Source organism: Glutamicibacter sp. Je.9.36 (assembly GCF_051129975.1).
In the GTDB taxonomy this organism is placed as follows: domain Bacteria; phylum Actinomycetota; class Actinomycetes; order Actinomycetales; family Micrococcaceae; genus Glutamicibacter.
This window is the reverse complement of sequence record NZ_JBCPSN010000005.1, coordinates 19,204-45,296: the sequence shown is the minus strand read 5'-3', so window position 1 is coordinate 45,296 and position 26,093 is coordinate 19,204. Positions and strand designations below refer to the sequence as shown.

Below are 26,093 nucleotides of genomic sequence, written 5' to 3'. Positions count from 1 at the left end.
GTCCTCAGAAAGACATCGGCAGCGATCGCCCGGCAAGCCCGCGCGGTCGCTGTTCCAACTTCCCGGCCAATTCACGCATCGCTGCCGCGGCCGGTGCCCCCGGGGTGCTGAGCACTACCGGCTGGCCCTGATCCGAACCCACGCGTACGGACTCTTCCAGCGGAATCTGGGCCAGCATCCCAACAGGGTAGCCCAGCTGCTGGCTCAGCGATTCGCTGAGCTTGGCACCGCCACCGGAACCGAAGACCTCCATGCGCGACCCGTCGGGCAGCTGCAGGAAGCTCATGTTCTCAACCACCCCGATCACCTTCTGATGGGTCTGCAAGGCGATGGTGCCGGCGCGTTCGGCAACCTCGGTAGCCGTGGACTGCGGGGTCGTGACCACCAGCAGCTCGCTATTGGGCAGCAGCTGGGACACGGAGATGGCCATGTCCCCGGTGCCTGGCGGCAGGTCCAGGAACAGATAGTCCAGGTCCCCGAAGTAGACATCCGAGAGGAACTGCTCCAGGGCCCGGTGCAGCATCGGGCCGCGCCAGATCACCGGCTGGTTGGAATCCAGGAACATGCCAATGGAAATGACCTTCACGCCGTGCGCCACCGGCGGCAGGATCATGTCATCAACCCGGGTGGGGTTCTGCGAAATACCCATCAGCGAGGGAATGGAGAAACCATGGACATCGGCGTCGATCAGGCCGACCTTCAAGCCCTGGGAGGCTAGCTGGCAGGCCAGATTCGCGGTAATCGACGACTTGCCCACGCCGCCCTTGCCGCTGGCCACAGCGATCACCCGGGTCAGGGAAGCAGGATCGGAGAACGGGGTGCGGCGGCTGGCCAGTGACTCGCGCAGCTCCGCGCGCTGCTGCGGATCCATAACGCCCAGGCTCACCTCAACGCGCTGCACCGCTGCTACGGTCAGCAAGGCCGCGGTGGCCTCTTCCTCGATGGTCGAGCGCATCGGGCAACCGGCGATGGTCAGCAAGATCTTGACCCTGGCGGTGCCATCGGCCAAGACAGCCGATTCCACCATGCCCAATTCGGTGATCGGCCGGCGAAGCTCCGGGTCGTTGACCTTTGCGAGGGCGGCTTGGAGTTCTGGCGTGGTGCTCAATGCTTATTTGCTCTTCCGGTGCTGGCCCTGCTGGGGCTTGACGGTTTCGATCATCCCGGTTTGCGGGTGCGAATTCTTATTGCCGCCCTTTTTCTTCGCGCGCAGGTGCAGCTCTTCGCCATCAGAGGTTTCCAGCAGCTCTTCAAGCACATTGCGCAGTTCGGAACGCACGTAGTCGCGGGTGGCAACATCGCGCAGTGCCAAGCGCAGGGAAGCCAGCTCGCGGGTCAGGTACTCGGTGTCGTACAGATTGCGTTCAGCGCGGGCGCGGTCCTCGGTCAGCGAGACGCGGTCGCGGTCATCCTGGCGGTTCTGCGCCAGCAGGAGCAGCGGAGCCGCGTAGGAGGCCTGCAAGGAGAGCATCAAGGTCAACGCGGTGAAGCCAATGGTGGCATCGTCAAAACGCCAATTGATCGGGGCGACCGAGTTCCAGATCAGCCAGAAGGCGCAGAACACCGTCATGTACAGCAGGAAGGTCGGGGTGCCCATGAAGCGGGCGAACTTCTCCGTGGCCGAACCAAAGAGGTCGGGGTTCGGGGAGAACCGGGGCCAGAAGCGTTGTCGTGCTGCAAGCGGGGTATCCAGGCCGTTACTCTTGCGCTGCTCAGCCATAGCTGGAACTCCTTTGCTGCTGATGGGTGGGTGGGGCGTTGGCTAGTCTTGGGAACGCCAGTCATCCGGGAGGATGTGGTCCAGCACGTCATCCACGGTGATGGCCCCTACAAGCCGGCCTTCCTTGTTGGTCACGCCTACGCTGGTGAGGTTGTAGGTGGCCAAATGGCGAACCACTTCGGTGATGTTGGACAGGTCCGACATCGGCTCCAGCTCCGTATCAAGGATATCGCCCAGCGGCTCCGGGGGAGCGGCACGCAGCAGCGCCTGGATGTGGACTTGGCCCAGGTAGCGTCCCGTGGGCGTCTCCAGCGGCGGGCGCACCACATATACGGTCGAAGCAAGCGCCGGGCTCAATTCCTCCAGGCGCACCGAGGCCAGGGCTTCAGCGACCGTGGATTCAGGGGTGAGAATCACCGGAACCGGGGTCATGATCGACCCGGCGGTACCTTCCGGGTAGGCGAGCAAGCGGCGGACATCCTTGGCCTCTTCCTCGTTCATCAGATCCAGCAGCTGGTGCTTGGTCTCTTCGCTGACTTCGGCCAGAAGGTCGGCCGCGTCATCCGGGTCCATTTCTTCAAGCACGTCCGCGGCACGTTCCAGGCCCAGGGCGGAAAGGATCTCCACCTGCTCGCGGTCCGGAAGTTCCTGGAGCACGTCGGCCAGGCGCTCATCTTGCAGATGGGCCGCGATTTCCAGGCGGCGCTTCTCATTCATTTCATGCAGGGCGTCAGCAAAGTCGGCAGGCTTCATCTCATCGTGGGCGGCCACGAAGGTGTCAGCGGACTGCGGTTCATTCTTCGAACCGTGGCTGACCTCGTCCCAGGAAACCAGCACCTTGTTGCGGCGGCGCGAACGCAGTCCCAGCAAATTGGCCGTTGGTTCTCCACGCTGGACATAGTATTCGTTGATTTCCCAGTCCCCGCGACGGGTCTGCGCCAAACCGATGTCCTCGATGACACCGCGACCGGAACCATCAACGAAGGTGATGGTCCGGTCGAACATTTCGGCGACAACCAGAATTTCCTGGCCGCGCTGCTGGAAACGGCGCATGTTCACCAGGCCGTTGCAGATCACCTGGTTGGCTTCCATGGACTGGATGCGGGTCATCGGAACGAACACCCGCCGTTTGCCGGGGACCTCGACGACCAAGCCCACGCAGGCGGCGGGTTTCTTGGGGCCGCGGGAGACCACCACGACATCGCGCAAGCGGCCTAAGCGGTCGCCCAAGGGGTCAAAGACATCAAGCCCGAGCAGCCGGGCGACGAAGATTTTAGACACTTGTGCGCTCACCCTCCTAGACTATCGCGTTTCAGCCCCGTTCCCGGTGTGCAAAGCCACAGGGCCAGTGCTGTTTCTTTCACCCTCAGCGATAGTTGCTTCACAACTAGGCAGGCTCACAGTAAACCTGTGCACAATATAGATATGACCTCGCCTCATGGAGTAAATTCGATTAGCACCAGCGGCCTGCCGCGCGGAGAACTGCTTGGACGTTACACCAGCTATCTCGACGCGCAGAAGCTCGTGGATTACCTGGCCGATAATGATTTCCCGGTCGCCGCGGTAAGCATCGTCGGCAATGACGTACGCACCGTGGAGCGAGTCACCGCGAAACTTTCCTACCCGCGCGTGGCGCTCGCTGGCGCCGCCCAGGGCGGCATGATGGGCCTGTTTGTCGGCCTGCTCCTGACCCTCTTCGGCGGTGGCGGCAACGGGCTGTACCAGATTCTCTCCGCCATCGGCCTGGGCATGGCTATTTGGATGATCGCTGGCGTGATCAGCTATTCGACCCGTCGCGGCAAGCGCGATTTCGCGTCCTCCAGCCAGTTCGTTGCCACCAGCTTTGACGTGGTGGTGGATTTCGAGCATGCGCAGTCGGCCCGCACGCTGGCCTCCAAGCTGCCCATGCGTCCGCAGCAGGCACCCGCGCAACCAGTTGCCCAGGCCGCCCCGCAGCAGCAGCCTGCCGCAGCTGCCGCACCGTCGGCCCAGGCAGCCGCTGCAGTACCGGCCACGCCTGCGCAGCCGGTTGCCGAGGAAGAGCGCAGCTCGCAGTTCCCCGACCTGCCAGACGGGCGTCCCCGCTATGGCGTGCGCGTCAACGAGGGCAAGCCAGCTGCGCCAGTCGAGCAGCCAGCCAATGACGAAGCGCAGGCACCGGCCGCCGAGGCCAAGGACACGCAGGACCTGTCGCAGGTAGAGCCGCGAGTGGATACCTCGCAGCAGCCTCAGGCCCCGGTCCAGGAACCAGCGCCTCGCAAGGATCCTGAAGCATAGGGACCAGCTAGGCCAAAGAAAGGCATGGGCGCAGTTACCTCGGTAACTGCGCCCATGCCTTTCGCTGGTTAACGCTGCGGGATGTCTTAGCCGCGCAACTTAGCCATCCACGCTTCAACTTCCTCAGGCTTGCGTGGCAGGGCAACGCTCAAGTTCTCGGCGCCATCGGCGGTGACCAGGATGTCATCCTCGATGCGCACGCCCAGGCCGCGGTACTCCTCGGGGATCGCCAGATCCTCGTCCTTGAAGTAGAGGCCCGGCTCGATAGTGAAGACCATGCCCTCCTCCAGCTCGGCATCCAGGTACAGCTCGGCGCGTGCCTGGGCGCAGTCGTGCACGTCCAGACCCAGGTGGTGGCTGGTGCCATGCGGCATCCAGCGGCGGTGATGCTGCCCCTCTGGATCCATGGCTTCTTCCACAGATACCGGCAAGATGCCCCACTCGGAGAGCCGCTCAGCCAAGACGCGGGTAGCCACCAGATGCAGGTCGCGGAACTTCAGGCCCGGCTTAGCCGCAGCGAAGGCGGCATCGGCGGCATCCAGCACGGCCTGGTAGACCTTGCGCTGCACTTCGGTGTACTTTCCGGACACCGGCAGCGAGCGGGTGATGTCTGCGGTGTACAGGGATTCGGCCTCGACACCTGCATCCAGCAGCAGCACCTCGCCCTGCTTGACGGTTCCGGTGTTGCGGATCCAGTGCAAGATGGTGGCGTTGTTGCCCGAGGCGGCGATGGTGTCGTAGCCCAGCTCGTTGCCCTCAAGCCGGGCGCGGGCGAAGAACGCGCCTTCGACAACGCGTTCGCCGCGTTCGTGCGCGACGGCCTTGTCCAGGTTGCGCACCACGTCTTCGAAGCCGTTGATGGTCGCGGCAACCGACTTGCGCAGTTCGGCGATTTCGTACGCGTCCTTGACCAGGCGGAGCTCGGAAACGAACTCGGACAGCTCGGTATCCAGGGCATCGCTGGCTTCCAGGTCCTGGCCGGTGTTGATGCGCGAGGTATCCACCAGCGCCTCGATGTTCAGGTCCACCTCGCGCACCAGGCGGATGCGGATGCCGCCCAGGGCCTGCGGGCCGGAATTCTTGGTGATCGCGATTTCCAGCTGTTCCAGCGAATCGGTGGGCATCCCGGTGCGCGCCGACAGCGAGGACAGGGTTGGGCGCGGGCCCACCCAGAATTCGCCGGAACGCGAGTCCAGGTAGAAATCGGTGGTGTCGCGGCCGGCCATCGGCGCGAAATACAGGGTGGAAACGTGGTTGGAGCCGTGCTCGCCCACGCCGTCATCGGTCGGTTCCATGACCAGTACGGCATCGGGCTCGTGGTCGACGCCCAGGCCGGTCAGGTGGGCGAACGCAGAATGCGGGCGGAAACGGTAGTCCGTGTCGTTGGAGCGGACCTTGAGCGGGCCTGCCGGAATGACGATGCGCTCACCGGGGAAATTCTCCGAGAGCTTGGCACGGCGAGCGGCTGCGTAGCTGGCCGCGGCATCTTGTTCTGGCAGATCAGAAGTGTCTTGCGCCCACGAGGAGGCCATGAAGTCCTGGAATGCCTTGGACGTTGGACGCTGGGAACGGTTGTTCACGCGGTCTTCCAACGGCTGATCAGTGCTTGGTGCAGATGAATCTTGATTGGTCATGTTCCAAGTGTGTCACCATCAGCTGTATCCCAGCAAAGAATCAGCGCAGGGGATAACCTAGGCATATGCGAATCGACCTGCACACCCACTCCAATGTGTCCGACGGAACTGAAACTCCGGCCGAGCTCATGCGCGCAGCTTCGGTTGCGGGCCTGGATGTCGTGGCGTTGACAGATCATGACCAGACCACAGGTTGGGCCGAAGCCGCGGCGCAAGCCGGGAAACTGGGACTGGGATTCATTCCGGGCATGGAAATCACCTGCCAGGATACCCACGGCATCAGCGTGCATCTGCTCAGCTACCTGCATGACCCCACCTACCAGCCGCTGCTCGATGAGCTGGATATTGCGCTGAACTCGCGGATCGTTCGTGCCCGCCGCATTGTCGACCTGCTGGCCGAGGACTATCCGATCAGCTGGGACCTGGTGGGGGAGCATTGCCTGCCGGGTTCAACCGTGGGCCGCCCGCATATTGCCGATGCGCTGGTGACCGCGGGGGTGGTGGACAACCGCAATGAAGCGTTCGCCAACATCCTCTCCTCGCGTTCGCGCTACTACGTTTCGCATCCAGCGGTGAATCCTGCCACCGCGGTGCAATTGGTGCGGGAAGCCGGCGGCGTTCCGGTGTTCGCGCATCCCAAGGCCTCTGCGCGCGGACGGGTAGTTCCCGATTCCACCTTCTACGAGATGATCGATGCCGGGCTAGCGGGGGTCGAAGTGCACCACCGGGACAATACCGCCGAGGGAAAGGCCTGGTTGCTCCAGCTGGCCGCCGATCGCGATCTGATTGTCACCGGATCTTCCGACTACCACGGCACCGGAAAGCTGAACCGGCTCGGCGAGAATCTCACCGAGCCGGAAATGCTGCATAGGATTATTGCCCAGGGGACCGGAACTCAGGCCTCGATATAGCTGGTGCTTCCAGGCAAACGAGCCTTCATCACCTCGATGGCCTCGGGGTTCTGGTCAATCAGCACATACTGGCGTCCCAGCTTCGCGGACACCGCACCGGTAGTGCCTGAGCCGGCAAAGAAGTCCAGCACCCAATCGCCCGGGCGCGACGACGCGGCCACAATCCGGCGCAGCACGCCTTCGGGCTTCTGCGTCGGGTAGCCGGTCTTTTCCTTGCCAGTAGGCGAGACGATGGTGTGCCACCAGACATCGGTCGGCAACTTGCCCAGGGCGCGCTTCTCCGGGGTGACCAGGCCGGGAGCCATGTACGGCTCGCGGTCCACCTCGGCCGAATCGAAGTGGTACTTCTTCGGATCCTTCACGTAGACCAGGATGGTGTCGTGCTTGGCCGGCCAGCGGCTCTTGGCGCGGGCACCATAGTCGTAGGCCCAGATCAGTTCGTTCAGGAAGCAGTCCCGGCCGAAAATCCCATCGAGCAGCACCTTCACGTAGTGCACCTCGCGATAATCGAGGTGCACATAGAGCGTGCCGTCCTCGGCCAGCAGGCGGTGGGCCTCGCGTAGCCGCGGCTCGATGAAGCTGAGGTAGTCGTCGAAGGTATCGTGATACGAACGGGCGATCCCCAGCTCGGTGTTGTACTCGCGTCCCTTGAATCCGGTGCGGTCGCCTTCGCCTTCGGCAGCGCGGACCATGGTGCGCTGGGCACGGGTCTGCTTGCGCCCGGTGTTGAACGGCGGGTCCACATAGATCAAGGTGAAGCTTTGATCGGGCAGGGTGCCAAGGATGGAGAGGTTATCACCGTGATACACGGTATTACCCGAGGCTGGAACGACGGACGCCGGGGCATCCTGCGTTCCAGCGTCGGGCAAAGCTGGTTCTTCGGGTAGAGCGAGCACCGCTGGTGTGGGTTCCTTTCGGAAAAGTTGGCTGACCGGTTGGACTGGGGATTAGTCCTGGCCGCCTGCTTCGGTGCTGCGGGTGCGGCGGCGCGGACGGCGTCGGCGGGCAGCGGATGCGCCCTCGGTCGCCGCCTGTTCCCCGCCGGAAGCATGGGTTTCGCGGTGGCGCTCGTTTTCGCGTGCCGGACGGTCCTGCTTGCCCTTGGAGTGGCCGTGGCGTGAGCCCTCCTGCTCGGCGCCGGAGTCCTGCGCACCGCGCTGCTGGGTCTGCTCGCCGTTCACGGTGCGGGTGCGGGTACGCGAATTGCTGCGGCGGCGCGGGGTGCGCGCCGAATCCTCGCGGCGTGGCGAGCCATCGCCCTCAGCTGCCGCGGTCTTCTTGGCACGCTGCAAGCGGCCCTTGGTGCCCTTGGGGATTCCCAAGTCGGCGAAGAAATGCGGCGAGGACGAGTAGGTCTCTACCGGCTCGGGAACGTTCAGGCCCAGCGCCTTGTTGATCAGCGACCAGCGGGGCACCGAATCCCAGTCCACGAAGGTGACCGCAATACCGGTGTTGCCGGCACGGCCGGTACGGCCTACGCGGTGCAGATAGGTGTTCTCATCATCCGGGCACTGCAGGTTGACCACGTGGGTGACGTCATCCACGTCGATGCCGCGGGCCGCGACATCGGTAGCTACCAGGATGTCGACCTTGCCGGCGCGGAAGGCCTTCAAGGCCTGCTCGCGGGCGCCCTGGCCCAGATCGCCGTGCAGCGAACCGGCGTTGAAGCCGCGGTCCACCAGCTCATCGGACAGCTTGGCAGCCGAGCGCTTGGTCTGGGTGAAGATGATGGTCTTGCCGCGGCCTTCTGCCTGCAGCAGGCGGGCCACCATCTCGTCCTTGTCCATGTTGTGCGCGCGGTAGACCAGCTGGCGGATGTTGCGCTTGGTCAGCGAGTCATCATCGCCGGGATCCTGGGCGCGGATGTGGGTGGGACGGGTCATGTAGCGGCGGGCCATGGTGATCACGGCGCCGGGCATGGTGGCCGAGAACAGCATCGCCTGGCGTACCGGCGGCAACGCGGCCAGAATGCGCTCGACATCGGGCAGGAAGCCCAGGTCCAGCATCTCGTCGGCCTCGTCCAGTACCACGGTGCGAACCTGCTTGAGGTTCAGCACGCGCTGGCGGTTCAGGTCGATCAAGCGGCCCGGGGTGCCGACAATCACGTCGGTGCCGGCCTTCAGGGCGTTGATCTGCTCTTCGTAGGGGCGGCCACCGTAGATCGTGGTGATCGAGATGTTCGAGTGCTTCGACGCCTGGGCCAGGTCGGCGCCGACCTGGATGGCCAGCTCGCGGGTCGGAGCGACGATCAGTGCCTGCGGGGCACCGGGGAATTCAAGATCCCCGTAGCCCTTGTCGCCCTCGCGGATCACGCGCTGCAGGGCAGGGATGCCGAAGCCCAGGGTCTTGCCGGTGCCGGTCTTGGCCTGGCCGATGATGTCGTTGCCGCCCAGGGCAACTGGCAGGGTCAGGGCCTGGATGGGGAACGGGTACTCGATCCCGGCTTCCGAAAGCGAAGCAACGATGTCTTCGCGAACCTTCAAATCGGCAAAGCTCTGCTTGACCGGCTCTGCGATGCTTGGCTCATTGTCTTGTGGTTCGGCCACTGGGGCCGAAAGCGTCGTGTCAGTCACGATGTCTTTGTTCTCGTTTCATGTGGGCACGGTACCTGCTCCATTCCGGCTTGCAACAAGCCAGGAGCATGCGGATACCGCACGAATCCAGCGGAGCCGATCGCTACTTTCACGTTAGGTGGCTTGGTCAAGCACCTGCGGGATGGCGGCCGCTGGGAAGTCGCCATAAAACTGTTTCATCTATCAGCCCATTGCGATCGGGCATCCTATTTACTAATAGGCCAAGCATAGCCGGTTTTGCCCGGAAACCCGGGTTTAGGAGTCTCAGGCCACGATTTCGAAGCTGATCTTGCGGGCCGCGGGATCAGCTTGGACCAGCTTTACGCGCACCAGGGTGCCCGGCTGGGCGGAACCGGAAAACTCTCCGGTGACCGGTTCATCGGCCAGCTGCAGCACTCCGGGACGAATCTTTCCATCTTCCTTATGCTCGGCTGACTTCAGCACGATGGCTTGGAATTCTTCCCCGACACGTGTTTTGAGCACATAGGCTTCGAGCAGGTCGACGGCCGCATTGTTCACCCGGTTGGCGGCAATGCTGCTGGTACGCATCAGCCCGGGCAGCTCTTCCAGGGCCGAGGCGAGCTGCTCGGGGATCGGCTGGCCGGTGGAAAGCAGGTGGCAGGTGAGCAGCACGAAGCGGTCCACGAGCCGGCGCAGCGGCGCGGTGGTGTGCGCGTAGGGTGCTGCCAGTGCCGCTTGGATCAGTTCCTCTTCAGGCTGCCCGGCGATGACCCGGTAGTCCGCACCGCGGAACAGGGCGGCGGCACGATGCATGATGACCAGTTGCTTCGGGTCGCTGACATCCAATGCATGCAGGTACTGCCCATAGCTTTGCGTTGCGTCCCACGGCGTGCCCAGCAACTGGGTCTGGGTGCGGAATTCCTGCTGGTCCGCTTCATCCGGTGCGGGCATGGTGCGCAGGATGCCCACACCGGCCTCGAGCATGATGCGGGCCGCGGCTATGCCGGTGAGCAGGGAAATCTGCGCGTTGTGCCCTTCCAGGGGCAGCGGGGTGCGGCTGGCCAGCTTGTAGCCGTCGCCTGCTTCTTCAATTTCCTGGTCCGGCAGGTTCAATGAGGCGCCGCCGCGCAGTTGCTCTTGCCGCAGGCGCGCAGCACCGATTTCGGCGAGCAATTCCAGCTGCTCATCGGGTTCCCCCGAATCCAGCCGGGCCTGGGCGGAGGCGTAGTCGAGCTGGGCGCGGGAACGGATGCGCGCGCGGTTCAGCTGGACCTCGCCCAGGGCGCCATCGGCATCCAGGGAAATTTTCCAGTGGAAGGCCGGCCGGTCCTGGTCTGGCAGCAGCGAGCCCTGGTCTTCTGAAATCAGGGGCGGGTGCAAGGTGATCTTGCGGTGCGGCAGGTAATAGGTCTGACCGCGTTGGCGGGCCACCTGGTCCAGCTGGCTGCCCAAGGTGACGAACGCTGGGACGTCCGCGATCGCATAGTGCACGGTATAGCCCTGGCCGTTTCGTTCAAGGAACATCGCCTGGTCGAGATCGGTGGCGCCGAGCGGGTCAATGGTGAAGAACGGGATGCCGGTGGCGTCTTCCTCCGGGTGCTGGACCTGGGCTACCGCCAGTTCCGCGGCTTTCAGGGTTTGCTCGTCGAAGGGTGCCGGTACCTCGAACTCTGCTTCAAGGCCAAGCAGTAGCTGGGCCAGCGAGTTGGCGGGAACCGGGCGGGGGCTGCGGATTCTTCGTTCAGTCACCCTTTAGCAATACCATGAATCGGTGAGTCAAATCACCATTTGGGCGAAGGAATAGCCGGTTTCGCTTCTAAGCGAAACCGGCCACTAGCTGCCGAGGCGATGCCTCGGCGCGCAACAAGCTCTACTGTGCGAAGCCGACGCGACGGACTTCTTCCGGGCCAACCTCAACGTAAGCGATGCCAGCAGCAGGCACCAGGACCTCGCGGCCCTTTGGATCCTTCAGTGCCAGAACGGTGCCGTCGGCGATCGCCTTCGAGACCAGCTCATTGACTTCGGCGTTGCTGAGCTCGGATTCAAGTACAACTTCGCGGGCTACATTCTGAATGCCAATGCGGATTTCCATGATTGTCGCAGATCCTCTCGAACGAAATAGGTGTCCCGTATGGGGCCTCTGAACACTAATTTATCTAGTTTTCTTTCGGGAACTGCGAAATTCCGCGCCAAGCTAAACGGGAGATGAGATCCACGGCGGCATTCTGGTCCACCGAGGAGCTGCTGGTGGCCCAGTAACGCGCCGAAACCTGGGAGAGGCCTGCCAGGGCACGGCCTGCCAGCAGGCCTTCCTCCTCGCTCATGTCGGTATCTTCAACCACGACGCGGGCGATGGAGGAAGCCAGTGAACTGTTGAACTGCTCGATGCGATGGGCGATCAGCGGGTCCGAGAGCACATCGGATTCAAAGATCAGGCGGTACGCCTGGGATTCGCCCTTGATGTAGCTGTAGTACGTGTTGATGGTGGCGAAGACGCGCTCGCGATTGTCGCTGGTGGAGCGGATCGCTTCATCCAGCTGCCGGCTGAAGTCGGCCAGGTGCGAATCCAGCAAGGCGAGGTAGAGTTCGCGTTTGCCGGGGAAATGCTGGTAGAGCACCGGCTTGGAAACCAGGGCGACTTCAGCGATTTCGTCCATGGACGCACCATGGTACCCATGGGCCACGAAAACCTGGTGCGCTGCCTGCAGCAGCTGGCGACGACGCGCTTCACGGGGCATCCGTTGCGGGCGGGTGCCTTTGATATTTTCGAGTTCCGTCATGTCGAATGGGGCCTTTCCAGCTGCAGAGTGATCAGCTCCCAAGTCATCAAAGGAATTCTCGGGTGGGTAATCTACTTGGAAGTAGTATTCCATGCTTCTGTGCGGAAAGTGGAAATATGCTGGGGGAAATCAGGTTTTCTACGCTGATTTGGCTTCCGGGGCGGCTGGACAGTTGCCCGGGGCCTGCGTAGTCTCCGATTTCCCGGGCTCCGGCTGCGAGAGCTCCAAGCCGTAGAGGGTTTCCAGGGCCGAGACGTATTCGCCGGTGCGGCCTTCGCCTGCCAGTTCGCGGGCACGCACGGTAGGCACATGCAAAAGCTGGCGCACCATGCGGCGCATGGCCAGCTCGACTTCCTCGGCCGCGGCGCTGCAGCCGTGCTGGGCACGGACCTTGGCGATCTCGGCATCCAGAACGGCTTTGGTGTGCTGGCGCAGCGCGACAATCGCGAAGTCGGCCTCGCGTTCACGCTGAGCGGCGGCAAATTCTGCGGTGGCGTTCTTGACGATGCGGCTAGCCGCGTGAACGGCCATGGCCTGCTCGGTCGGGGCGGCCATGCGCACCGATTCCAAGGTAATCAGTTCAACATCGGGCAGTTCGACCATGGTCGGATCGAAGTCGTGGGTGAGCGCCATGTCGATGGCGATCAGCGGGTGCTTCTTCACGCGCAGCGCTTCAAGCTCTGCACGGGCCAACTGGTGACCGCCGCCGGAGCAGCCAACGATGATGTCAGCTTCGCGCAGGGCCTGCGGCAGCAATTCGTCGCTGAGCGGGAAGCCGCCGCGCTTCGCGGTGAAATCTGCGGCGCGCCCGGAATGCGAGTAAACCGAAATGCGCTGGACGCCGCGTTCCTTGAGCAATGCCATGGTGGCGCCAGCGTAGGAACCGGTGCCAAAGAGCACAACATCCTGCTCGGACCAGTCGCGGCCTTCAGTGGCCAGTTCTTCGGCCAGATCGAGGGCCACCGAAACCACGGACTTGCCCTGGGTTCCAAGGTCGGTATTCGAACCGACATCCTTGGCCGCGCGGGTGGCGTTCTGGAACAGGCGGGTGAGGTTGCTGGTTGTGGTCTTCTCTTGCTGCGCCTGGGTCAGTGCTCGACGCACCTGGCCAGCGATTTCGCGTTCGCCGACAACGGCCGAGTCCAGTCCGGCGCCTACGGAGAAGAGGTGCTCAACTACCGGGTCGCCTTCCAGCGTGGTGAGGCGGCGGGCCAGGAATTCGGGGGAGAGGTCGGTGCTTGCTGCCAGCTCGTTGACCAGATGTTCTGCTGCGTCCTCCACGTGGTCCACGTCTGCGTAGACTTCGAAGCGGTTGCAGGTGGCCAGCACGACGGCGCCATTGATAGCCGCCGAACCGTTAACGGAGGCAGCTGCCAGCCCGTCGGCCGAAGCACTGATTTGTGCGACGGTCTCCAGATCGAGCTGGGAATGCGATGCGACAAGAGATAAGAAAACCACAGTGACCCCAGAATAGGCCGGAAAATACCGGCAGACAACGCAGGTGTGCCTAAATCCGCATGGTTCCAAGGGGTTAGTTTGCTCACCTTCCCCTGCGGGCGAACGCAGTAAATGGGCTTTTAATCTCAAGAGTTGGCAGAATTGGGGCATGACCCTGTCGCAGAACCATCCGTTGATTGATGGACGTACCCAAGATTCCGCTTTGATCCACGCTTTGACCGGCAAGAAGCCGTCGCATCACCCGGTGTGGTTCATGCGCCAGGCTGGCCGTTCGCTGCCTGAATACCTGAAGCTGCGTGAAGGGGTGAGCATGCTCGACTCCTGCCTTGACCCTGCCATGGCCAGCGAGATCACCTTGCAGCCGGTGCGCCGCCACAAGGTGGACGCCGGCATCTTCTTCTCGGACATCGTCATCCCGCTGCGCCTTGCAGGCATTGGCGTGGACATCGTGCCAGGCGTTGGCCCGGTGCTGGACACCCCGATTCGCACCAAGGAGCAGGTAGCTGCCCTTCCGGAGCTGACGGACGAGTCGCTGGAACCCATCCGCGAAGCCGTGCGCTTGACCGTGGCCGAACTGGGCAAGACCCCGCTGATCGGTTTCGCCGGTGCGCCATTCACCGTCGCCGCCTACATGGTCGAGGGCAAGCCAAGCCGAGACCACCTGGGTCCGCGCACCATGATGCACACCGACCCGGATGTCTGGGACGGACTGATGACCTGGGCTGCCGACGCCTCGGGCAAGTTCCTGCGGGCGCAGGTTGAAGCCGGCGCCTCGGCCGCGCAGCTCTTCGACTCCTGGGCTGGTTCGCTCTCGCTTCCGGACTACCAGAAGCACGTCGCCCCGTACTCGGTGAAGTCCCTGGACTACGTCCGCGACCTGGGCGTGCCGCTGATCCACTTCGGCACCGGCACCGGCGAACTGCTCACCGCCATGCGCGATGCTGGCGTGGATACCGTGGGCGTGGATTACCGCATCCCGCTGGAAACCGCGATTGAACGCTTGGGCCAGGACGTTTCGGTCCAGGGCAACATCGACCCGGCGTTGCTCGATGCCCCGTGGGAAGTTCTCGAGGCGCACGTGCGCGAAGTGGTTGCAGCAGGCAAGAAGGCCCGCGGACATGTGGTGAACCTGGGCCATGGCGTTCCGCCAACCACCGACCCAACCGTGTTGACCCGTGTGGTGGAGCTCATTCACTCGCTGTAATTCAACAGGTCTAAGCTAGGTTTAACGCTGTGTTCCAACTGGCCGTCGAGGCCATGGGCAGGGAACAGGGCATCGGCATATTGTGAAGGTAGAAGGTGCTAGGCACGTGAGCAAGGAACAGCGCAATCTGCGCGCAGGGGATTCAGCTGAAGCCACCGGCGCGTCCAAACCGCGACGCGATATTGCCAACGATGCCGCAGCGCATGCCTTGCGCCTGCTGGAAAAGGTGCGCAGCGCCAGCGAAGCACGCCTAGCGAAGAGCGAATCGGCCGATCAGGCCCAGAAGCCATTGGCCCCGCATGCGGTGGTGATCGGTGGCGGCATCGCAGGCCTGGTCGCTGCCCGTGAACTTCGCCAGACCGGACACGAAGTGACCGTGCTGGAAGCAACCTCGAACTTCGGTGGCTGCGTGCGCACCACCGAAGTTGCCGGCATGGAAATTGATGCTGGCGCGGAATCCTTCGCCCTGCGTGGCGGCATTGTTTCCTCCTACCTCGACGAGCTGGAGCTGGGCGGGCAGATCGCCAGGACCTCCGGAGAGCGGGCCTGGCTCATCCAGGGGGAAGAGCAGGAAATTCATGCTCACCAGATGCCTGCCACCGCAATGCTGGGCATCCCGGGCAATGTGCGCACCGACGAGGTGCGCGGCATCATTGGCCGACCGGCCACCGTGCGTGCCGCAGCGGATCTGATCACGCCAATGAACAAGAAGTGGGCCACGGAGAACCTGACCATCGCTGAAGTGGTCCGTTCCCGCATGGGACAGGCGGTACTGGACCAGCTGGTGGCCCCGGTCATCAACGGCGTCTATTCCACCGACCCTGCCAAGATTTCCATTGACGCCGCCGCGCCTGGCCTGCGCCAAGCCATGCAGGAGACCGGTTCGCTGGCCCGCGCCGTCACCCGGCTGCAGGCTTCGGCTCCGGCTGGTTCCCGTGTGGCTGGCCTCAACGGCGGCATGTACACCATGGTCGAAGCCCTGGTTTCCCAGCTGGAGCAGGCTGGCGTTGCGCTGGTGCGCAATTCGCCGGTGACCTCCTTGCGCCACGATGCGCAGTCGCCAACTCCGTATGCAGTCACGACCCTGGGCCATGAACTGCTCGCTGACCGGGTAGTTCTCGCGACGCCGGCCGAGCCGGCACTGGACCTGCTGAACCCCCTGCTGGCACCAGAAGAGCGGATCGCCGGCGAAAGCGGTGCCAATGCCATTGCCTTGGCGATCCTGGTGGTCGATAAGCCGGAACTCGATGATGCCCCGCGCGGATCGGGTGTGCTGGTCTCCAGGAACGCCCCGCTGACGGCCAAGGCGCTGACCCATTCCACGGCCAAGTGGCCCTGGCTCGCCGCAGAGGCCGGCCCTGGCACCCACGTACTGCGCCTGTCCTTTGGACGAATCGGCGAACATGAGCAACTTGTCGAATCCGGAGATGATTCAGCTCTCATCGACCAGGCAATCAAAGATGCTTCAAAGATTCTCGGTGTTCAATTGCATCTTGATGATGTCTTGGGAAGCACCGTTTCACGCTTCAGCGACATGGTTCCGCTGCAGGGCCAGGCCGCTACCGCGCGCCGCGCGCAACTGCAGCGCAGCCTGTCGGGCTTCGAAGGGCTCGATGTGGTTGGCGCATGGATTGCCGGCACCGGACTGGCGCGAGTTATCGCCCAAGCCCGCAGTGCCGTCGCGATCAGCGCCCGCTAGCCGTACCCGGGCCAACTATCCTGGACTTTTGTCCGAAACCAGATCAAGGAGAATATCAAGTGAGCAACGCACCGGAGCATAATTCCCCAGTAATTCGTGAACGCGAAAATGCAGGAGAAAACCCGACGTTCTTCTACACTCTCTGGACCATTTTCAAGCGTTCGGAAATTGTCGAGCGTTCCGAGGCTGCTGCCGCTGAATTCGATGCGCTGGTCGCCGAGCTGGCCGCCGAAGGCGCCACCGTGCGCGGCATCTACGACGTTTCGGCCATGCGCGAGGACGCTGACGTGATGTTCTGGGTGCACGGGCCGTCGGCCCAGCTGCTGCAGGCATCGATGCGCAAGATCCGCCGTTCGGCCCTGCTGGCCGGCACCGAAATCGTCTACTCCACCATGGCCGTGCACCGTGAAGCCGAATTCGCCAAGGACCACTCGCCAGCGTTCGCGCGCGGCCTGGATCCGAAGGAATGGATGACCGTTTACCCATTCGTCCGCTCCACCGAGTGGTACACCCTGGATCCAGCAGCCCGCGGCAAGATGCTGCGCGACCACGGCATCCTGGGCCGCGAATTCCCGAACGTGCTGGCCAACACCGTAGCGGCCTTCTCCTTCGGCGACTACGAATGGCAGATCTGCCTCGAAGCCGATGACATGATCGATCTCGTCGACATGATGCGCCACCTGCGCTACACCGAAGCCCGCCACCATGTGCGTGAGGAGACTCCGTTCTACACCGGCCGCCGCATCTCGGCAGCTGAGGCGCTAGAGGTACTGAAGTGAGCCAGGCCTTTGACCCCCGCGAGGGATATGACCGCAACGGCCAGATGATTCCCAAGTCCTACGATGCCATCTTGCTGGCATCCTTCGGCGGACCGGAAGGGCAGGATGATGTCATCCCGTTCCTGCGCAAGGTCACCGAGGGCCGCGGCATCCCGGACGAGCGCCTGGAAGAAGTTGCGGTGCACTACCGCAAGAACGGCGGCGTCTCGCCAATCAACGCGCAGAACCGTGCTTTGAAGGCCGCGCTGGAGGCCGAGCTGGCTACCCGCGGCATCGACCTGCCCATTTACTGGGGCAACCGCAACTGGCACCCGTTTATCGACGACACCCTCAAGCAGCTGGCCGCCGACGGCCACCGCAAGGTGCTGCTCATGGGCACCGGCGCCTACTCCGGTTACTCGGCCTGCCGCCAGTACCGCGAGGATGCGGGCATGGGCCTTGTCAACACCGGGCTGGACGGTGTGGTGGAAGTGGACAAGCTGCGCCAGTTCTTCGACACTCCTGCCTTCGTGACGCCCTTTGCGCAGTCCTTGCGTTCCTCGCTGGCCAATGTGCGTGCGCAGCTGGCCGAAGCAGGCAAGGAAGACGGGGCGATCAAGATCGTCTTCGTCACCCACTCCATTCCGATGGCCGACGCCGAGGCCGCAGGACCCGAAGGTATCCGGGCCGCAGGCTACGGGAATCTCTACACCAGCCAGCACCAGGCGGTGGCCAACTACATCCTGTCCCAGGTAGAGGAGGCCAAGGGCCTGGAGCACAGCCTGGTCTACCAGTCCCGCTCCGGGGCGCCGCATGTGCCGTGGCTGGAACCGGATATCAACGACGCGCTGGAAGAAGATGCCGCAGCCGGTGTCGCCGGCGTCGTGGTCGTGCCCATCGGCTTCATTTCGGACCACATGGAAGTCATGTGGGATCTGGATACCGAAGCCAAGGACAGCTGCGCCCAACTGGGCCTGGCCTTTGACCGCGTCGCCACCCCTGGCACCCACCAGGCGTTCATCTCCGGCCTGGTCGACTTGGTCGAAGAACGCCTGGCCGGTCCCGATGGCAAAGCCCTGCGCGCCGGCCGCACCTCGGTTCTCGAAGGCGGCCCATGGTTTGATGTCTGCCGTCCGGGCTGCTGCGAGAAGCGCGCCCTGGACGGAACCTTGCGTCCGACCATCGGCGCAGTCGATTCAGAAGTTGGTGTACCCCAGCCATGACCGAAGCATTTCGCGTAGGAACGCGCGGCAGCGCGCTGGCGACCACCCAGACCGGATGGGCCGCGCAGAAGCTGGTCGGGATTTCCGGGTTGGCCGTGCAGACCGTGCTGGTCAAGACCGAAGGCGATGTGGTGACCGGCTCGCTGGCCACCCTCGGTGGCACCGGCGTCTTCGCCGCCGCGCTGCGCCAGCACCTGCTCGATTCCGGCTGCGACCTGGCCGTGCACTCGCTCAAGGACCTGCCCACCGCGCAGCCCGAGGGCCTGGTCCTGGCCTCGATCCCGCCGCGCGAGGATGTCCGCGATGCCCTGTGCTCGCGCGACTCGCTGGGCTTGGACCAGCTGCCCCAGGGTGCGAAGATCGGTACCGGTTCGCCGCGCCGTGCAGCCCAGCTGCTGGCCTACCGCAGCGACTTCGAGATTGTCGATATCCGCGGCAACGTCCCCACCCGCTTAGGCCGGGTCAAGGGTGTCGGGAAGACGCTGGATGACGGCAGCGTGGGCCGTGGCACCCAGGGCGACCTGGACGCGGTGATCCTGGCAGCTGCCGGGATGCGCCGCCTGGGCCTGGACAAGCACATCACCGAGTACCTGGATCCTTCCATCATGCTGCCCGCCCCGGGCCAGGGCGCCTTGGCGCTGGAAACCCGTACTGCGGGCACCGGCCACGGCGCATTGGATGCGGCTCTGGCGCAGTTCGATGATGCCGCCACCCGCATGCAGGTGGAGGCCGAACGTGCGCTGCTCTCCGAATTGGAAGCCGGCTGTGCTGCCCCGATTGGCGCCTTGGCCCATATCGAGGGCGATGAACTGGTCCTCGAAGCGGTCGCCTGCAACCCCGATGGCTCGCAGACCATGCGCCGCAGTGCGCGGATCTCCTGCAGCACGGCGGATGCAGCACAGCAGCTGGGCCGTTCGCTGGCGCAGTCGATGATCGCTGATGGCGCCGCCGTAGTTGCCGGGCTGGCCTAGTTCCGGACCATGGCCTATCAAGCACTGATCCTGCGCAATCCGGCACGTGCCGCGGCCACCGTGCAGGAATTCGATCGGCTGGGCATCACGTCGTGGTGCGCCCAGCTGATCGAAACTGTTTGGCCCGCCGACCGCAGCGCGTTGCAGCGCATGGCCAGCGATCTGGTTGCCGGAGACTACTCCTGGCTGGTCTTCACCTCGGTGAATACCGTCAAGGTGGTGCAGCAGGTCCTGGCTGGAGCGCTCCTGCCGGAGCAACTGCGTCTGGCCTCGGTTGGGGAGAAGACCACCGAGGCCATCGAACGGCACTTGGGCCGCAGCGTGGACTTCGAAGCTGAAGAGCAATCGGCTGCCGGCATGCTTGCGGCATGGATCCCGGAGCCGGGTGCCAGGATCTGCTATCCGCACGGCGATCTGGCCAGCTCCACGCTGGCTGATGGGCTGGGCAAATACCCGGTGCAGGTCAACGAATTCATTACCTATGAAACCGTGGATGCCCCGGCGCCCGGCACCCCGGTGACTGAGCCGGAAGCGGCAGCCGGACTCAACGTCCTACCGGCGAACCGGATCGGTGACAGACTGGAAGAACAGGATTTGGTGGTCTTCTCGGCGCCCAGCGTAGTCCGCCGCTTCGTGCAGCTGGCAGGGACGCAGCTGCCCGGGAAGCTGCAGACCATCGCGATTGGCCATCCAACGGCCCGGGCCATGGAGCGTGCCGGGCTGCCGGTGCATGCCGTGGCCTCCGCTCCCACCCCGCAGGGCCTGGCCCGTGCGGCCCAAGATTTGCTCCGGCACCGGTAACTCCGGGTCCGGAAGTGTGCACAACGGAATAAGAAGTTATGAGAACTGGAGAAAGAGGAGCCATGGGTTTCCCTCAGCATCGCCCGCGCCGGTTGCGGCAGAATCCTGCCATCCGCCGCCTGGTGGCAGAAAATGAGCTTTCGGCACGCCAACTGATCTTGCCTGCCTTCGTGCGCGAGGGACTGGGCGAACCCAACGAGATCACCTCCATGCCGGGGGTCTACCAGCACACCATGGACTCGCTGAAGGCTGCCGCGGCGAACGCGGCCGAGCTGGGGCTGGGTGGCATCATGCTCTTCGGCATCCCGGAAGTACGCGACGAGAATGGCTCGGCCGGTCTGGACCCGCAGGGCATCTTGAACCGCGGCATTGCCGCGGTGCGCGCCGAGGTGGGCGATGAACTCGTAGTCATGTCCGATGTCTGCCTGGATGAATTCACCTCGCACGGCCATTGCGGCGTGCTCGATGCCCAGGGCAACGTGGATAACGATGCGACCTTGGAAATCTACGGCCAAATGGCCGTGGCCCAGGCCGAGGCCGGAGCCCACATGCTGGGCCCGTCGGGCATGATGGACGGCCAGATCGGCGTCATCCGCCAGGCACTGGATGCTGCCGGGCGCCAGGACGTCTCCATCCTCGCCTACAGCGCCAAGTACGCCAGCGCCTTCTACGGCCCGTTCCGCGAGGCAGTGGACTCCCAGCTGGTGGGGGACCGCCGCACCTACCAGATGGATTCGGCCAACCGCAGCGAAGCGGTGCTGGAAGCTGAACTGGATATTGCCGAAGGCGCGGACATGATCATGGTCAAGCCGGCCATGAGCTACCTGGATATCGTGCGCGATATTGCCGATATTTCCCCAGTTCCAGTCTCCGCCTACCAGATTTCCGGCGAGTACTCGATGATCGAGGCCGCCGCCGCCAACGGCTGGATTGACCGCAAGGCCTCCGTGCTTGAATCGCTGCTGTCGATCAAGCGCGCCGGCGCCCAGCAGATCCTCACCTACTATGCAGCCGAAGTTGCCGGCTGGCTCAAGGAAGGCAAGTAATAACATGTCGAACTCTGAAAAGCTTTTCGCCGAAGCCCGCGAAGTCATGCCAGGTGGCGTGAACTCCCCGGTGCGCGCCTTCGGTTCGGTCGGCGGTGTTCCTCCATTCATGGTCGGCGCCAAGGGCGCATACCTGACCGACGCCGACGGCAAGGAGTATGTCGACCTGGTGTGCTCATGGGGTCCGGCACTGCTGGGCCACGCCCACCCGGAGATCCAGGCTGCCGTGCACGCGGCCGTGGACCGCGGATTGTCCTTCGGCGCATCCACTCCGGATGAGGCCAAGCTCGGCACGCTGATCAAGTCCCGCATGGGCGGGGTGGAACGCGTGCGCATGGTCTCCACCGGCACCGAAGCCACCATGACCGCCGTCCGCCTGGCTCGCGGCTACACCGGCCGGGACCTGGTCATCAAGTTCTCCGGCTGCTACCACGGCCACCTCGACGGCCTGCTGGCCGACGCCGGCTCGGGTGTTGCCACCCTGGCCTTGCCAGGTTCCGCCGGCGTGACCGCTGCCACGGCAGCAGAGACCCTGGTGCTGCCCTACAACGACCGCGCCGCCATCGAGGCCGCCTTCGCCGAGCACGGTGCGAATATCGCTGCGGTGATTACCGAATCTGCTCCGTGCAACATGGGTGTCGTAGTTCCAGAGGACGGCTTCAACAAGTTCCTGAAGGAAACTACCGCCAAGCACGGCGCGCTGCTGATCCTCGACGAGGTCCTCACCGGCTTCCGCGCTTCCTCATCGGGCTACTGGGGCCTGACCGGCAAGGAGGAGGGCTGGAACGCAGACCTCTACACCTTCGGCAAGGTCATCGGCGGCGGTTTGCCAACGGCAGCCCTGGGTGGACGCGCTGAGGTCATGGACTACCTGGCACCATTGGGTCCGGTCTACCAGGCAGGCACGCTGTCGGGCAACCCGGTCGCGATGGCTGCCGGCATCGCCCAGCTGACCCACGCGACCGAGGACGTCTACGCGCACCTGGCCAAGCAGTCCGAGGCGCTGCAGGGTGCAATCACCGAATCCTTCAATGCTGCTGGCCTGGACCACTCGATCCAGCGCGCCGGTACCTTGTTCTCGGTAGCTTTCGGCACCTCCGAAAGGGGAGTGCGCAACTACGCTGACGCGCAGGGGCAGGAAGCCTTCCGCTATGCACCGTTCTTCCACTCGATGCTGGACTCCGGGGTGTACCTGCCGCCAAGCGTCTTCGAAGCATGGTTCGTCTCGGCGGCCCATGATGATGCCGCAATGGAGAAGATCTTCGCGGCCCTCCCAGCAGCTGCCCGGGCCGCTGCGGCCGCCACGGCCTAATCGCAGGCTCCCGAGGGCAACAGCCAGGGCCAGGCAGGCACCGTGAGGTGCTTGCCTGGCCCTGGCTTATTTAAGCCTGGAAAGACGGCGGGAAACGGAACTGCCCGAGTTCCGTATACGGAACTCGGGCAGTCAAGGTTCAAGCGTTCGGGAATGCCCCGTGGCTGGAAACCGGATTAGAAAGCGGCGATAACGCTGCCGTCGGTCCAGGTCTTCTCGATGTAGTCGCGGACCTCATCGGAGTGCAACAGCTCTTCAAGCTTCGCAACAGCCGGGGTCTCTTCGCCGTCGCGCCAGGTCAGGAAGTTAGCGTTGGGGTTGTTCTCGCCCGACTCCTGGGCAAGCATCTCTGCTTTGTCCAGCTTGGCCTGGACGATGTAGTTGCCGTTGATGACCGCCAAGCCGATGGAATCATCGGACTTGTAGTACTGGACGACCTGCTCGGCGTTGGCGTCAGTGATTTCGAGGTTTAGCGGGTTCTTGTCCGCGTTGCCGTTGACGGTCAGCAGGGAATCATCATCGCTGAGGTTCTGCAGCAGCCCTGCTTCTTCTAGGACGCGCATGCCGCGGATCTGATTCACCGGGTCGTTGTTCAGCAGTACCTTGGTGCCTTCTGCGACGTCCTTGGCGTCCTTGAACTTCTTCGAGAAGACGGTCATTGGCTCCACATGAACGCCAGCGCCGTGCGCGAACTCGTAGCCCTTTTCCTTCATCTCGGTAGCCAGGTAGGCCTCGGTCTGGAAGTAGTTGGCATCCAGCGAGCCGTCGGCAAGTCCGGTGTTCGGGGTGACGTAGTCATCGATCTCCATGACTTCCAAGTCGATGCCGGCTTCCTTCGCCAAGTTCTCATCGATGAAGTTCAGGATGTCTGCCTGTGGGACCGGGCTGGCGCCTACCTTGATAACCGTAGGGTTTGCCGGATCCAGGGTCGCTGCAGCATCAGCAGTTGGTTCGCTGCTGCCGCAAGCGGTCAGGGCGAATGCGGTGGCAACACCGGTGATGGCGAGTGCGAGTTTCTTGCGCATAACTTGTCTTTCCTTAGGTAGAGCCGTGAGGCACGATGCGAGTGGATTTGCCGTGTCCTCAGCGGTTCCACGGCTCCGCCGGATAGACCGGCGGAAGTTTTGACTAGCGGTGATCGACCTTGCGGGCGATCGCATCACCGATGACCTGCACCAGCTGGACCATGATCACGATAATCACGATGGTCGCAAGCATGATGGGCATGTTGTAGCGGACGTAGCCGTAGTTGTAGGCCAGACGACCCAAACCGCCACCGCCTACCAAGCCAGCCATCGCGGAGTAGCCGATCAAGGTCACCAGAGTGGTGGTGACGGCCGAAATGATGCCGGGCATGGCTTCAGGCACCAGGACCTTGCGAATGGTTTGCAGCTTGGTGGAACCCATCACCAGCGCGGCATCGACCTTGCCAGCGGAAACATCGCGCAAGGCGGTTTCCACCAGGCGGGCGAAAAATGGGACCGTGCCGATGGTCAAAGAGACCGAGGCAGCGATCGGGCCCAGCGCGGTGCCGATGAGCATCGCGGCGAACGGAATCAGGGCGACCATTAAGATGGCGAACGGGACGGAACGGGTGATGTTCACGATCACCGTGGAGAGAATCGCGTTTAGCCAGCGGACCGGCGCCAGTCCGCCTTTGCCAGTGACATGAAGCAAGATACCCAGCAGCAGTCCGATGATCACGGTGATCACACCTGAGATCAAGACCATTTGCAGGGTTTCGACGGTCGCTTGGCCTACGGCTTTGAGCACTGTGGGTGTAAAGAAATCCATTGCTTACTTGGCTCCCTTCACGGTTACGGCGATGCCGGTGGACTTCAGGTGGTTCACGATTGCATCCAGATCCGCGTCGGGAACCAGCTGCAGGCGCAAGTGCGCGTACTGCTGGTTGCCAAGCTGCTCGACCGAACCAGCCAAGACATTGACATCGGTATTGAACAAGCGGGCAATGGAAGAGATGACAGGCTGGGTCGCCTGGCCGCCGGTGTAGAGCAGGTCCAGGATCGGTCCTTCGCCCTCGACGCGTGGTGCATCGCCCGGAAGCGGAAGCAACGTGGAAGCCAATGTGCCTTCGGCGTTGGTGATGACCTGTTCGATATTGCCGTGCTCCACGATCTTGCCGCCTTCCAGCAGCGAAACGGAATCGCAGGCTTGCTTCACGACGTGCATTTCGTGGGTAATGATCAGCACGGTGATATTCAACCGATCGCGCAGCTTCTTGACCAAATCGAGGATTTCATCGGTGGTCTTCGGATCCAAGGCACTGGTCGGCTCATCACAGAGCAGGACATCCGGATCGGTGGCCAGCGCCCGGGCGATACCAACGCGCTGGCGCTGGCCACCGGAAAGCTGGGATGGGTACCCCTTGGCGAACCTGGTCAGGCCCACGAGCTCCAGGAGTTCAGCGACCTTGGCATTAATTTCGGCTTTGGGCATGCCACCAAGCTCCAGCGGGTATGCCACATTCTGCTCGGTGGTGCGCGAGTCGAAGAGGTTCGCGTGCTGGAAAACCATGCCAATTCGACGTCGCGCATTCCGCAACTCGTCGGTGCTGACGTTGGTCAGCTCCTTGCCGTTAACGGCAACGGTTCCGGATGTGGGCTGGTCGAGCAAGGTCAAGCATCGGACGAGAGTGGATTTACCCGCTCCGGAATGTCCGACGATGCCATGAATTTTCCCGGTAGGGACTTCAAGGCTGACACCATCAAGGGCAACAACATCCTTGCCGTCTTGCTGGTAGACCTTGCGCAGGTCACTGACTGTGATCACTAGGCGTGTTCCTTCAGATTCTCAAAGGGTGTAGAGAGTACCCTCCATTGAATCATCATCGAACAAAATCGCCCGAATCAAGGGGAAATTGCAGTCAAGATTCTTAGTATGAGGCCTTAATGGGGGAGTCTTCGAATATAATTTGTTGATTTGTGACAGAAAATGAACGATTGGCTTCCGCATGGTGGTCGCAAGGCCTGTTGACCCCATGTGAAACGGGGCACAAGAAGCTGATTATTTCAATCTTTACGACTCGGTGATAGGCCAAGCGCCGTCGACAACAGCTTCAGGCTTCGTCTTGCGCAAGTATTTCTGGAAACTTTCTGCTTGTTCTTTCGCCCAACCGATCTGCCACCCGTGCAGCACCATCGGATCTACTTGCAACTGCGGATAGCGTTCGCCCAGCTGGCGAGCGACCTCGACGCAGGCAACTGCATCAGCCAACGAGGTGTGCGCATTTTCGAGGACTACACCGTAGAACTCGCAAGCCGCCGCAAGGGTGCGCTTCCCCTTGCGGAACTTGTCAACCTGCTTGTCGATGATGAACGGATCGATCACATTGCCCGGGAAAAACGGCTCAAGGTCGTAGCGAACGGCTTCGCTGTAGAGCACTGAGAAATCGTACGAAGCATTAAAAGCAACGATTGGCGCTTGCTCCGAGGCGAACTTCAGCAAATTCAAGATCTCCTGAACGGACTGTTTCGCCGGGGCACCGTCGGCGCGGGCTTTCTCGGTGGAGATTCCGTGAACTGCGGCCGCGGCCTCTGGAATCTCGACCCCGGGGTTTACCAGCCACTCGCGGTTGTTCACCACTTTGCCATCTGCATCCAGCAAGACAACCGATGCCGTAACGATGCGTGCAGTATTGGTATCAACACCAGTGGTTTCCAAATCAAAGCCAATTGCCAGGCCCTTATGCCATTCAGTCATGGATACAACGCTACAGCCAAGGTGGGACAGGACGGCCCTGCGAAT

24 protein-coding genes are annotated in these 26,093 nt (G+C 63.0%); 10 read left to right on the top strand and 14 right to left on the bottom strand.

Translation table 11 applies throughout. The annotated features are described in order from the left end of the window. Window positions 1-4: 4 nt before the first annotated feature. From AAZQ98_RS12885 to AAZQ98_RS12875, 3 genes are read right to left on the bottom strand one after another with little or no spacing between them, the layout of a single operon-like run. Entirely contained in the window at window positions 5-1,108 is a 1,104-nt protein-coding gene (locus AAZQ98_RS12885; RefSeq protein WP_434692788.1) for an Mrp/NBP35 family ATP-binding protein, read from the bottom strand. A gap of 3 nt (window positions 1,109-1,111) precedes the next feature. Beyond that, window positions 1,112-1,720, bottom strand: coding sequence for a DUF1003 domain-containing protein (locus AAZQ98_RS12880; protein ID WP_105657523.1), 609 nt, complete (start codon window positions 1,718-1,720; stop codon window positions 1,112-1,114). A 42-nt stretch (window positions 1,721-1,762) separates the two neighbouring features. Then, on the bottom strand, window positions 1,763-3,013 hold the full coding sequence (locus AAZQ98_RS12875; RefSeq protein ID WP_434692786.1) for a magnesium transporter MgtE N-terminal domain-containing protein: 1,251 nt from the start codon (window positions 3,011-3,013) through the stop codon (window positions 1,763-1,765). 132 nt (window positions 3,014-3,145) lie between these two features. On the opposite strand from AAZQ98_RS12875, the gene AAZQ98_RS12870 reads away from it, so the two are divergent. After that, complete coding sequence (locus AAZQ98_RS12870) at window positions 3,146-3,997, top strand: general stress protein (RefSeq protein ID WP_434692783.1); 852 nt, start codon at window positions 3,146-3,148, stop codon at window positions 3,995-3,997. An 86-nt stretch (window positions 3,998-4,083) separates the two neighbouring features. Here AAZQ98_RS12870 and AAZQ98_RS12865 read toward each other — a convergent pair whose 3' ends face one another. Then, complete coding sequence (locus AAZQ98_RS12865; protein ID WP_434692780.1) at window positions 4,084-5,631, bottom strand: aminopeptidase P family protein; 1,548 nt, start codon at window positions 5,629-5,631, stop codon at window positions 4,084-4,086. 65 nt (window positions 5,632-5,696) lie between these two features. Between AAZQ98_RS12865 and AAZQ98_RS12860 the strand changes: the two genes are divergently transcribed. Further along, window positions 5,697-6,542: a PHP domain-containing protein gene (locus tag AAZQ98_RS12860; protein ID WP_332594818.1), complete on the top strand. Its 846-nt coding sequence runs from the start codon at window positions 5,697-5,699 to the stop codon at window positions 6,540-6,542. Here the strand turns inward: AAZQ98_RS12860 and AAZQ98_RS12855 are convergent. The 6 genes from AAZQ98_RS12855 to AAZQ98_RS12830 all read right to left on the bottom strand — a co-directional run bounded on the left by AAZQ98_RS12855 (window position 6,527) and on the right by AAZQ98_RS12830 (window position 13,314). Continuing rightward, window positions 6,527-7,411, bottom strand: a complete 885-nt coding sequence (locus AAZQ98_RS12855) for a DNA-methyltransferase (protein ID WP_105657678.1) — start codon at window positions 7,409-7,411, stop codon at window positions 6,527-6,529. The two genes, AAZQ98_RS12860 and AAZQ98_RS12855, sit on opposite strands and share 16 nt — an antisense overlap. A gap of 78 nt (window positions 7,412-7,489) precedes the next feature. Beyond that, window positions 7,490-9,115 carry a DEAD/DEAH box helicase gene (locus tag AAZQ98_RS12850; protein ID WP_434692778.1) on the bottom strand — a complete coding sequence of 542 codons (1,626 nt, stop codon included), beginning with the start codon at window positions 9,113-9,115 and terminating at the stop codon, window positions 7,490-7,492. A 264-nt stretch (window positions 9,116-9,379) separates the two neighbouring features. After that, window positions 9,380-10,825, bottom strand: coding sequence for an RNB domain-containing ribonuclease (locus AAZQ98_RS12845; protein WP_434692775.1), 1,446 nt, complete (start codon window positions 10,823-10,825; stop codon window positions 9,380-9,382). A 121-nt stretch (window positions 10,826-10,946) separates the two neighbouring features. Then, the gene (locus AAZQ98_RS12840; RefSeq protein ID WP_105657517.1) at window positions 10,947-11,168 is read right to left on the bottom strand and encodes a DUF3107 domain-containing protein; all 222 of its coding nucleotides are present in this window, start codon (window positions 11,166-11,168) and stop codon (window positions 10,947-10,949) included. 64 nt (window positions 11,169-11,232) lie between these two features. After that, the gene (locus AAZQ98_RS12835) at window positions 11,233-11,856 is read right to left on the bottom strand and encodes a TetR/AcrR family transcriptional regulator (RefSeq protein WP_105657677.1); all 624 of its coding nucleotides are present in this window, start codon (window positions 11,854-11,856) and stop codon (window positions 11,233-11,235) included. Between the two features lie 138 nt (window positions 11,857-11,994). Then, entirely contained in the window at window positions 11,995-13,314 is a 1,320-nt protein-coding gene (locus AAZQ98_RS12830; RefSeq protein ID WP_332498431.1) for a glutamyl-tRNA reductase, read from the bottom strand. Between the two features lie 148 nt (window positions 13,315-13,462). Between AAZQ98_RS12830 and hemE the strand changes: the two genes are divergently transcribed. The 8 genes from hemE to hemL all read left to right on the top strand — a co-directional run bounded on the left by hemE (window position 13,463) and on the right by hemL (window position 22,328). After that, entirely contained in the window at window positions 13,463-14,518 is a 1,056-nt protein-coding gene (gene hemE, locus AAZQ98_RS12825) for a uroporphyrinogen decarboxylase (RefSeq protein WP_434692770.1), read from the top strand. Window positions 14,519-14,624: 106 nt separating this feature from the next. After that, window positions 14,625-16,217 carry a protoporphyrinogen oxidase gene (gene hemG, locus AAZQ98_RS12820; RefSeq protein WP_434692768.1) on the top strand — a complete coding sequence of 531 codons (1,593 nt, stop codon included), beginning with the start codon at window positions 14,625-14,627 and terminating at the stop codon, window positions 16,215-16,217. A gap of 92 nt (window positions 16,218-16,309) precedes the next feature. Continuing rightward, complete coding sequence (gene hemQ / locus AAZQ98_RS12815) at window positions 16,310-16,996, top strand: hydrogen peroxide-dependent heme synthase (protein WP_105657676.1); 687 nt, start codon at window positions 16,310-16,312, stop codon at window positions 16,994-16,996. Then, complete coding sequence (locus AAZQ98_RS12810) at window positions 16,993-18,198, top strand: ferrochelatase (protein WP_332488642.1); 1,206 nt, start codon at window positions 16,993-16,995, stop codon at window positions 18,196-18,198. The genes hemQ and AAZQ98_RS12810 overlap by 4 nt, the downstream gene beginning before the upstream one ends. Next, on the top strand, window positions 18,195-19,169 hold the full coding sequence (gene hemC, locus AAZQ98_RS12805; protein ID WP_434692766.1) for a hydroxymethylbilane synthase: 975 nt from the start codon (window positions 18,195-18,197) through the stop codon (window positions 19,167-19,169). Before AAZQ98_RS12810 ends, hemC begins: the two co-directional genes overlap by 4 nt. Window positions 19,170-19,178: 9 nt before the next feature. Further along, window positions 19,179-19,970 (top strand): uroporphyrinogen-III synthase, encoded by a 792-nt coding sequence (locus AAZQ98_RS12800; protein ID WP_434692764.1) that lies wholly within the window; start codon window positions 19,179-19,181, stop codon window positions 19,968-19,970. Window positions 19,971-20,032: 62 nt separating this feature from the next. Then, window positions 20,033-21,016, top strand: coding sequence for a porphobilinogen synthase (gene hemB / locus AAZQ98_RS12795; RefSeq protein ID WP_400288343.1), 984 nt, complete (start codon window positions 20,033-20,035; stop codon window positions 21,014-21,016). Window positions 21,017-21,020: 4 nt separating this feature from the next. Continuing rightward, window positions 21,021-22,328, top strand: coding sequence for a glutamate-1-semialdehyde 2,1-aminomutase (hemL, locus tag AAZQ98_RS12790; protein WP_434692762.1), 1,308 nt, complete (start codon window positions 21,021-21,023; stop codon window positions 22,326-22,328). A 176-nt stretch (window positions 22,329-22,504) separates the two neighbouring features. Here hemL and AAZQ98_RS12785 read toward each other — a convergent pair whose 3' ends face one another. The 4 genes from AAZQ98_RS12785 to AAZQ98_RS12770 all read right to left on the bottom strand — a co-directional run bounded on the left by AAZQ98_RS12785 (window position 22,505) and on the right by AAZQ98_RS12770 (window position 26,048). Then, a complete protein-coding gene (locus tag AAZQ98_RS12785; RefSeq protein WP_332489383.1) occupies window positions 22,505-23,353 on the bottom strand; it encodes a MetQ/NlpA family ABC transporter substrate-binding protein in 849 nt (282 codons plus the stop codon). Between the two features lie 103 nt (window positions 23,354-23,456). Continuing rightward, a complete protein-coding gene (locus AAZQ98_RS12780; RefSeq protein ID WP_105657507.1) occupies window positions 23,457-24,122 on the bottom strand; it encodes a methionine ABC transporter permease in 666 nt (221 codons plus the stop codon). A gap of 3 nt (window positions 24,123-24,125) precedes the next feature. Next, window positions 24,126-25,118, bottom strand: a complete 993-nt coding sequence (locus AAZQ98_RS12775) for a methionine ABC transporter ATP-binding protein (RefSeq protein WP_434692760.1) — start codon at window positions 25,116-25,118, stop codon at window positions 24,126-24,128. Window positions 25,119-25,364: 246 nt separating this feature from the next. After that, window positions 25,365-26,048, bottom strand: coding sequence for a 3'-5' exonuclease (locus tag AAZQ98_RS12770; RefSeq protein WP_105657505.1), 684 nt, complete (start codon window positions 26,046-26,048; stop codon window positions 25,365-25,367). Window positions 26,049-26,093: the final 45 nt, after the last annotated feature.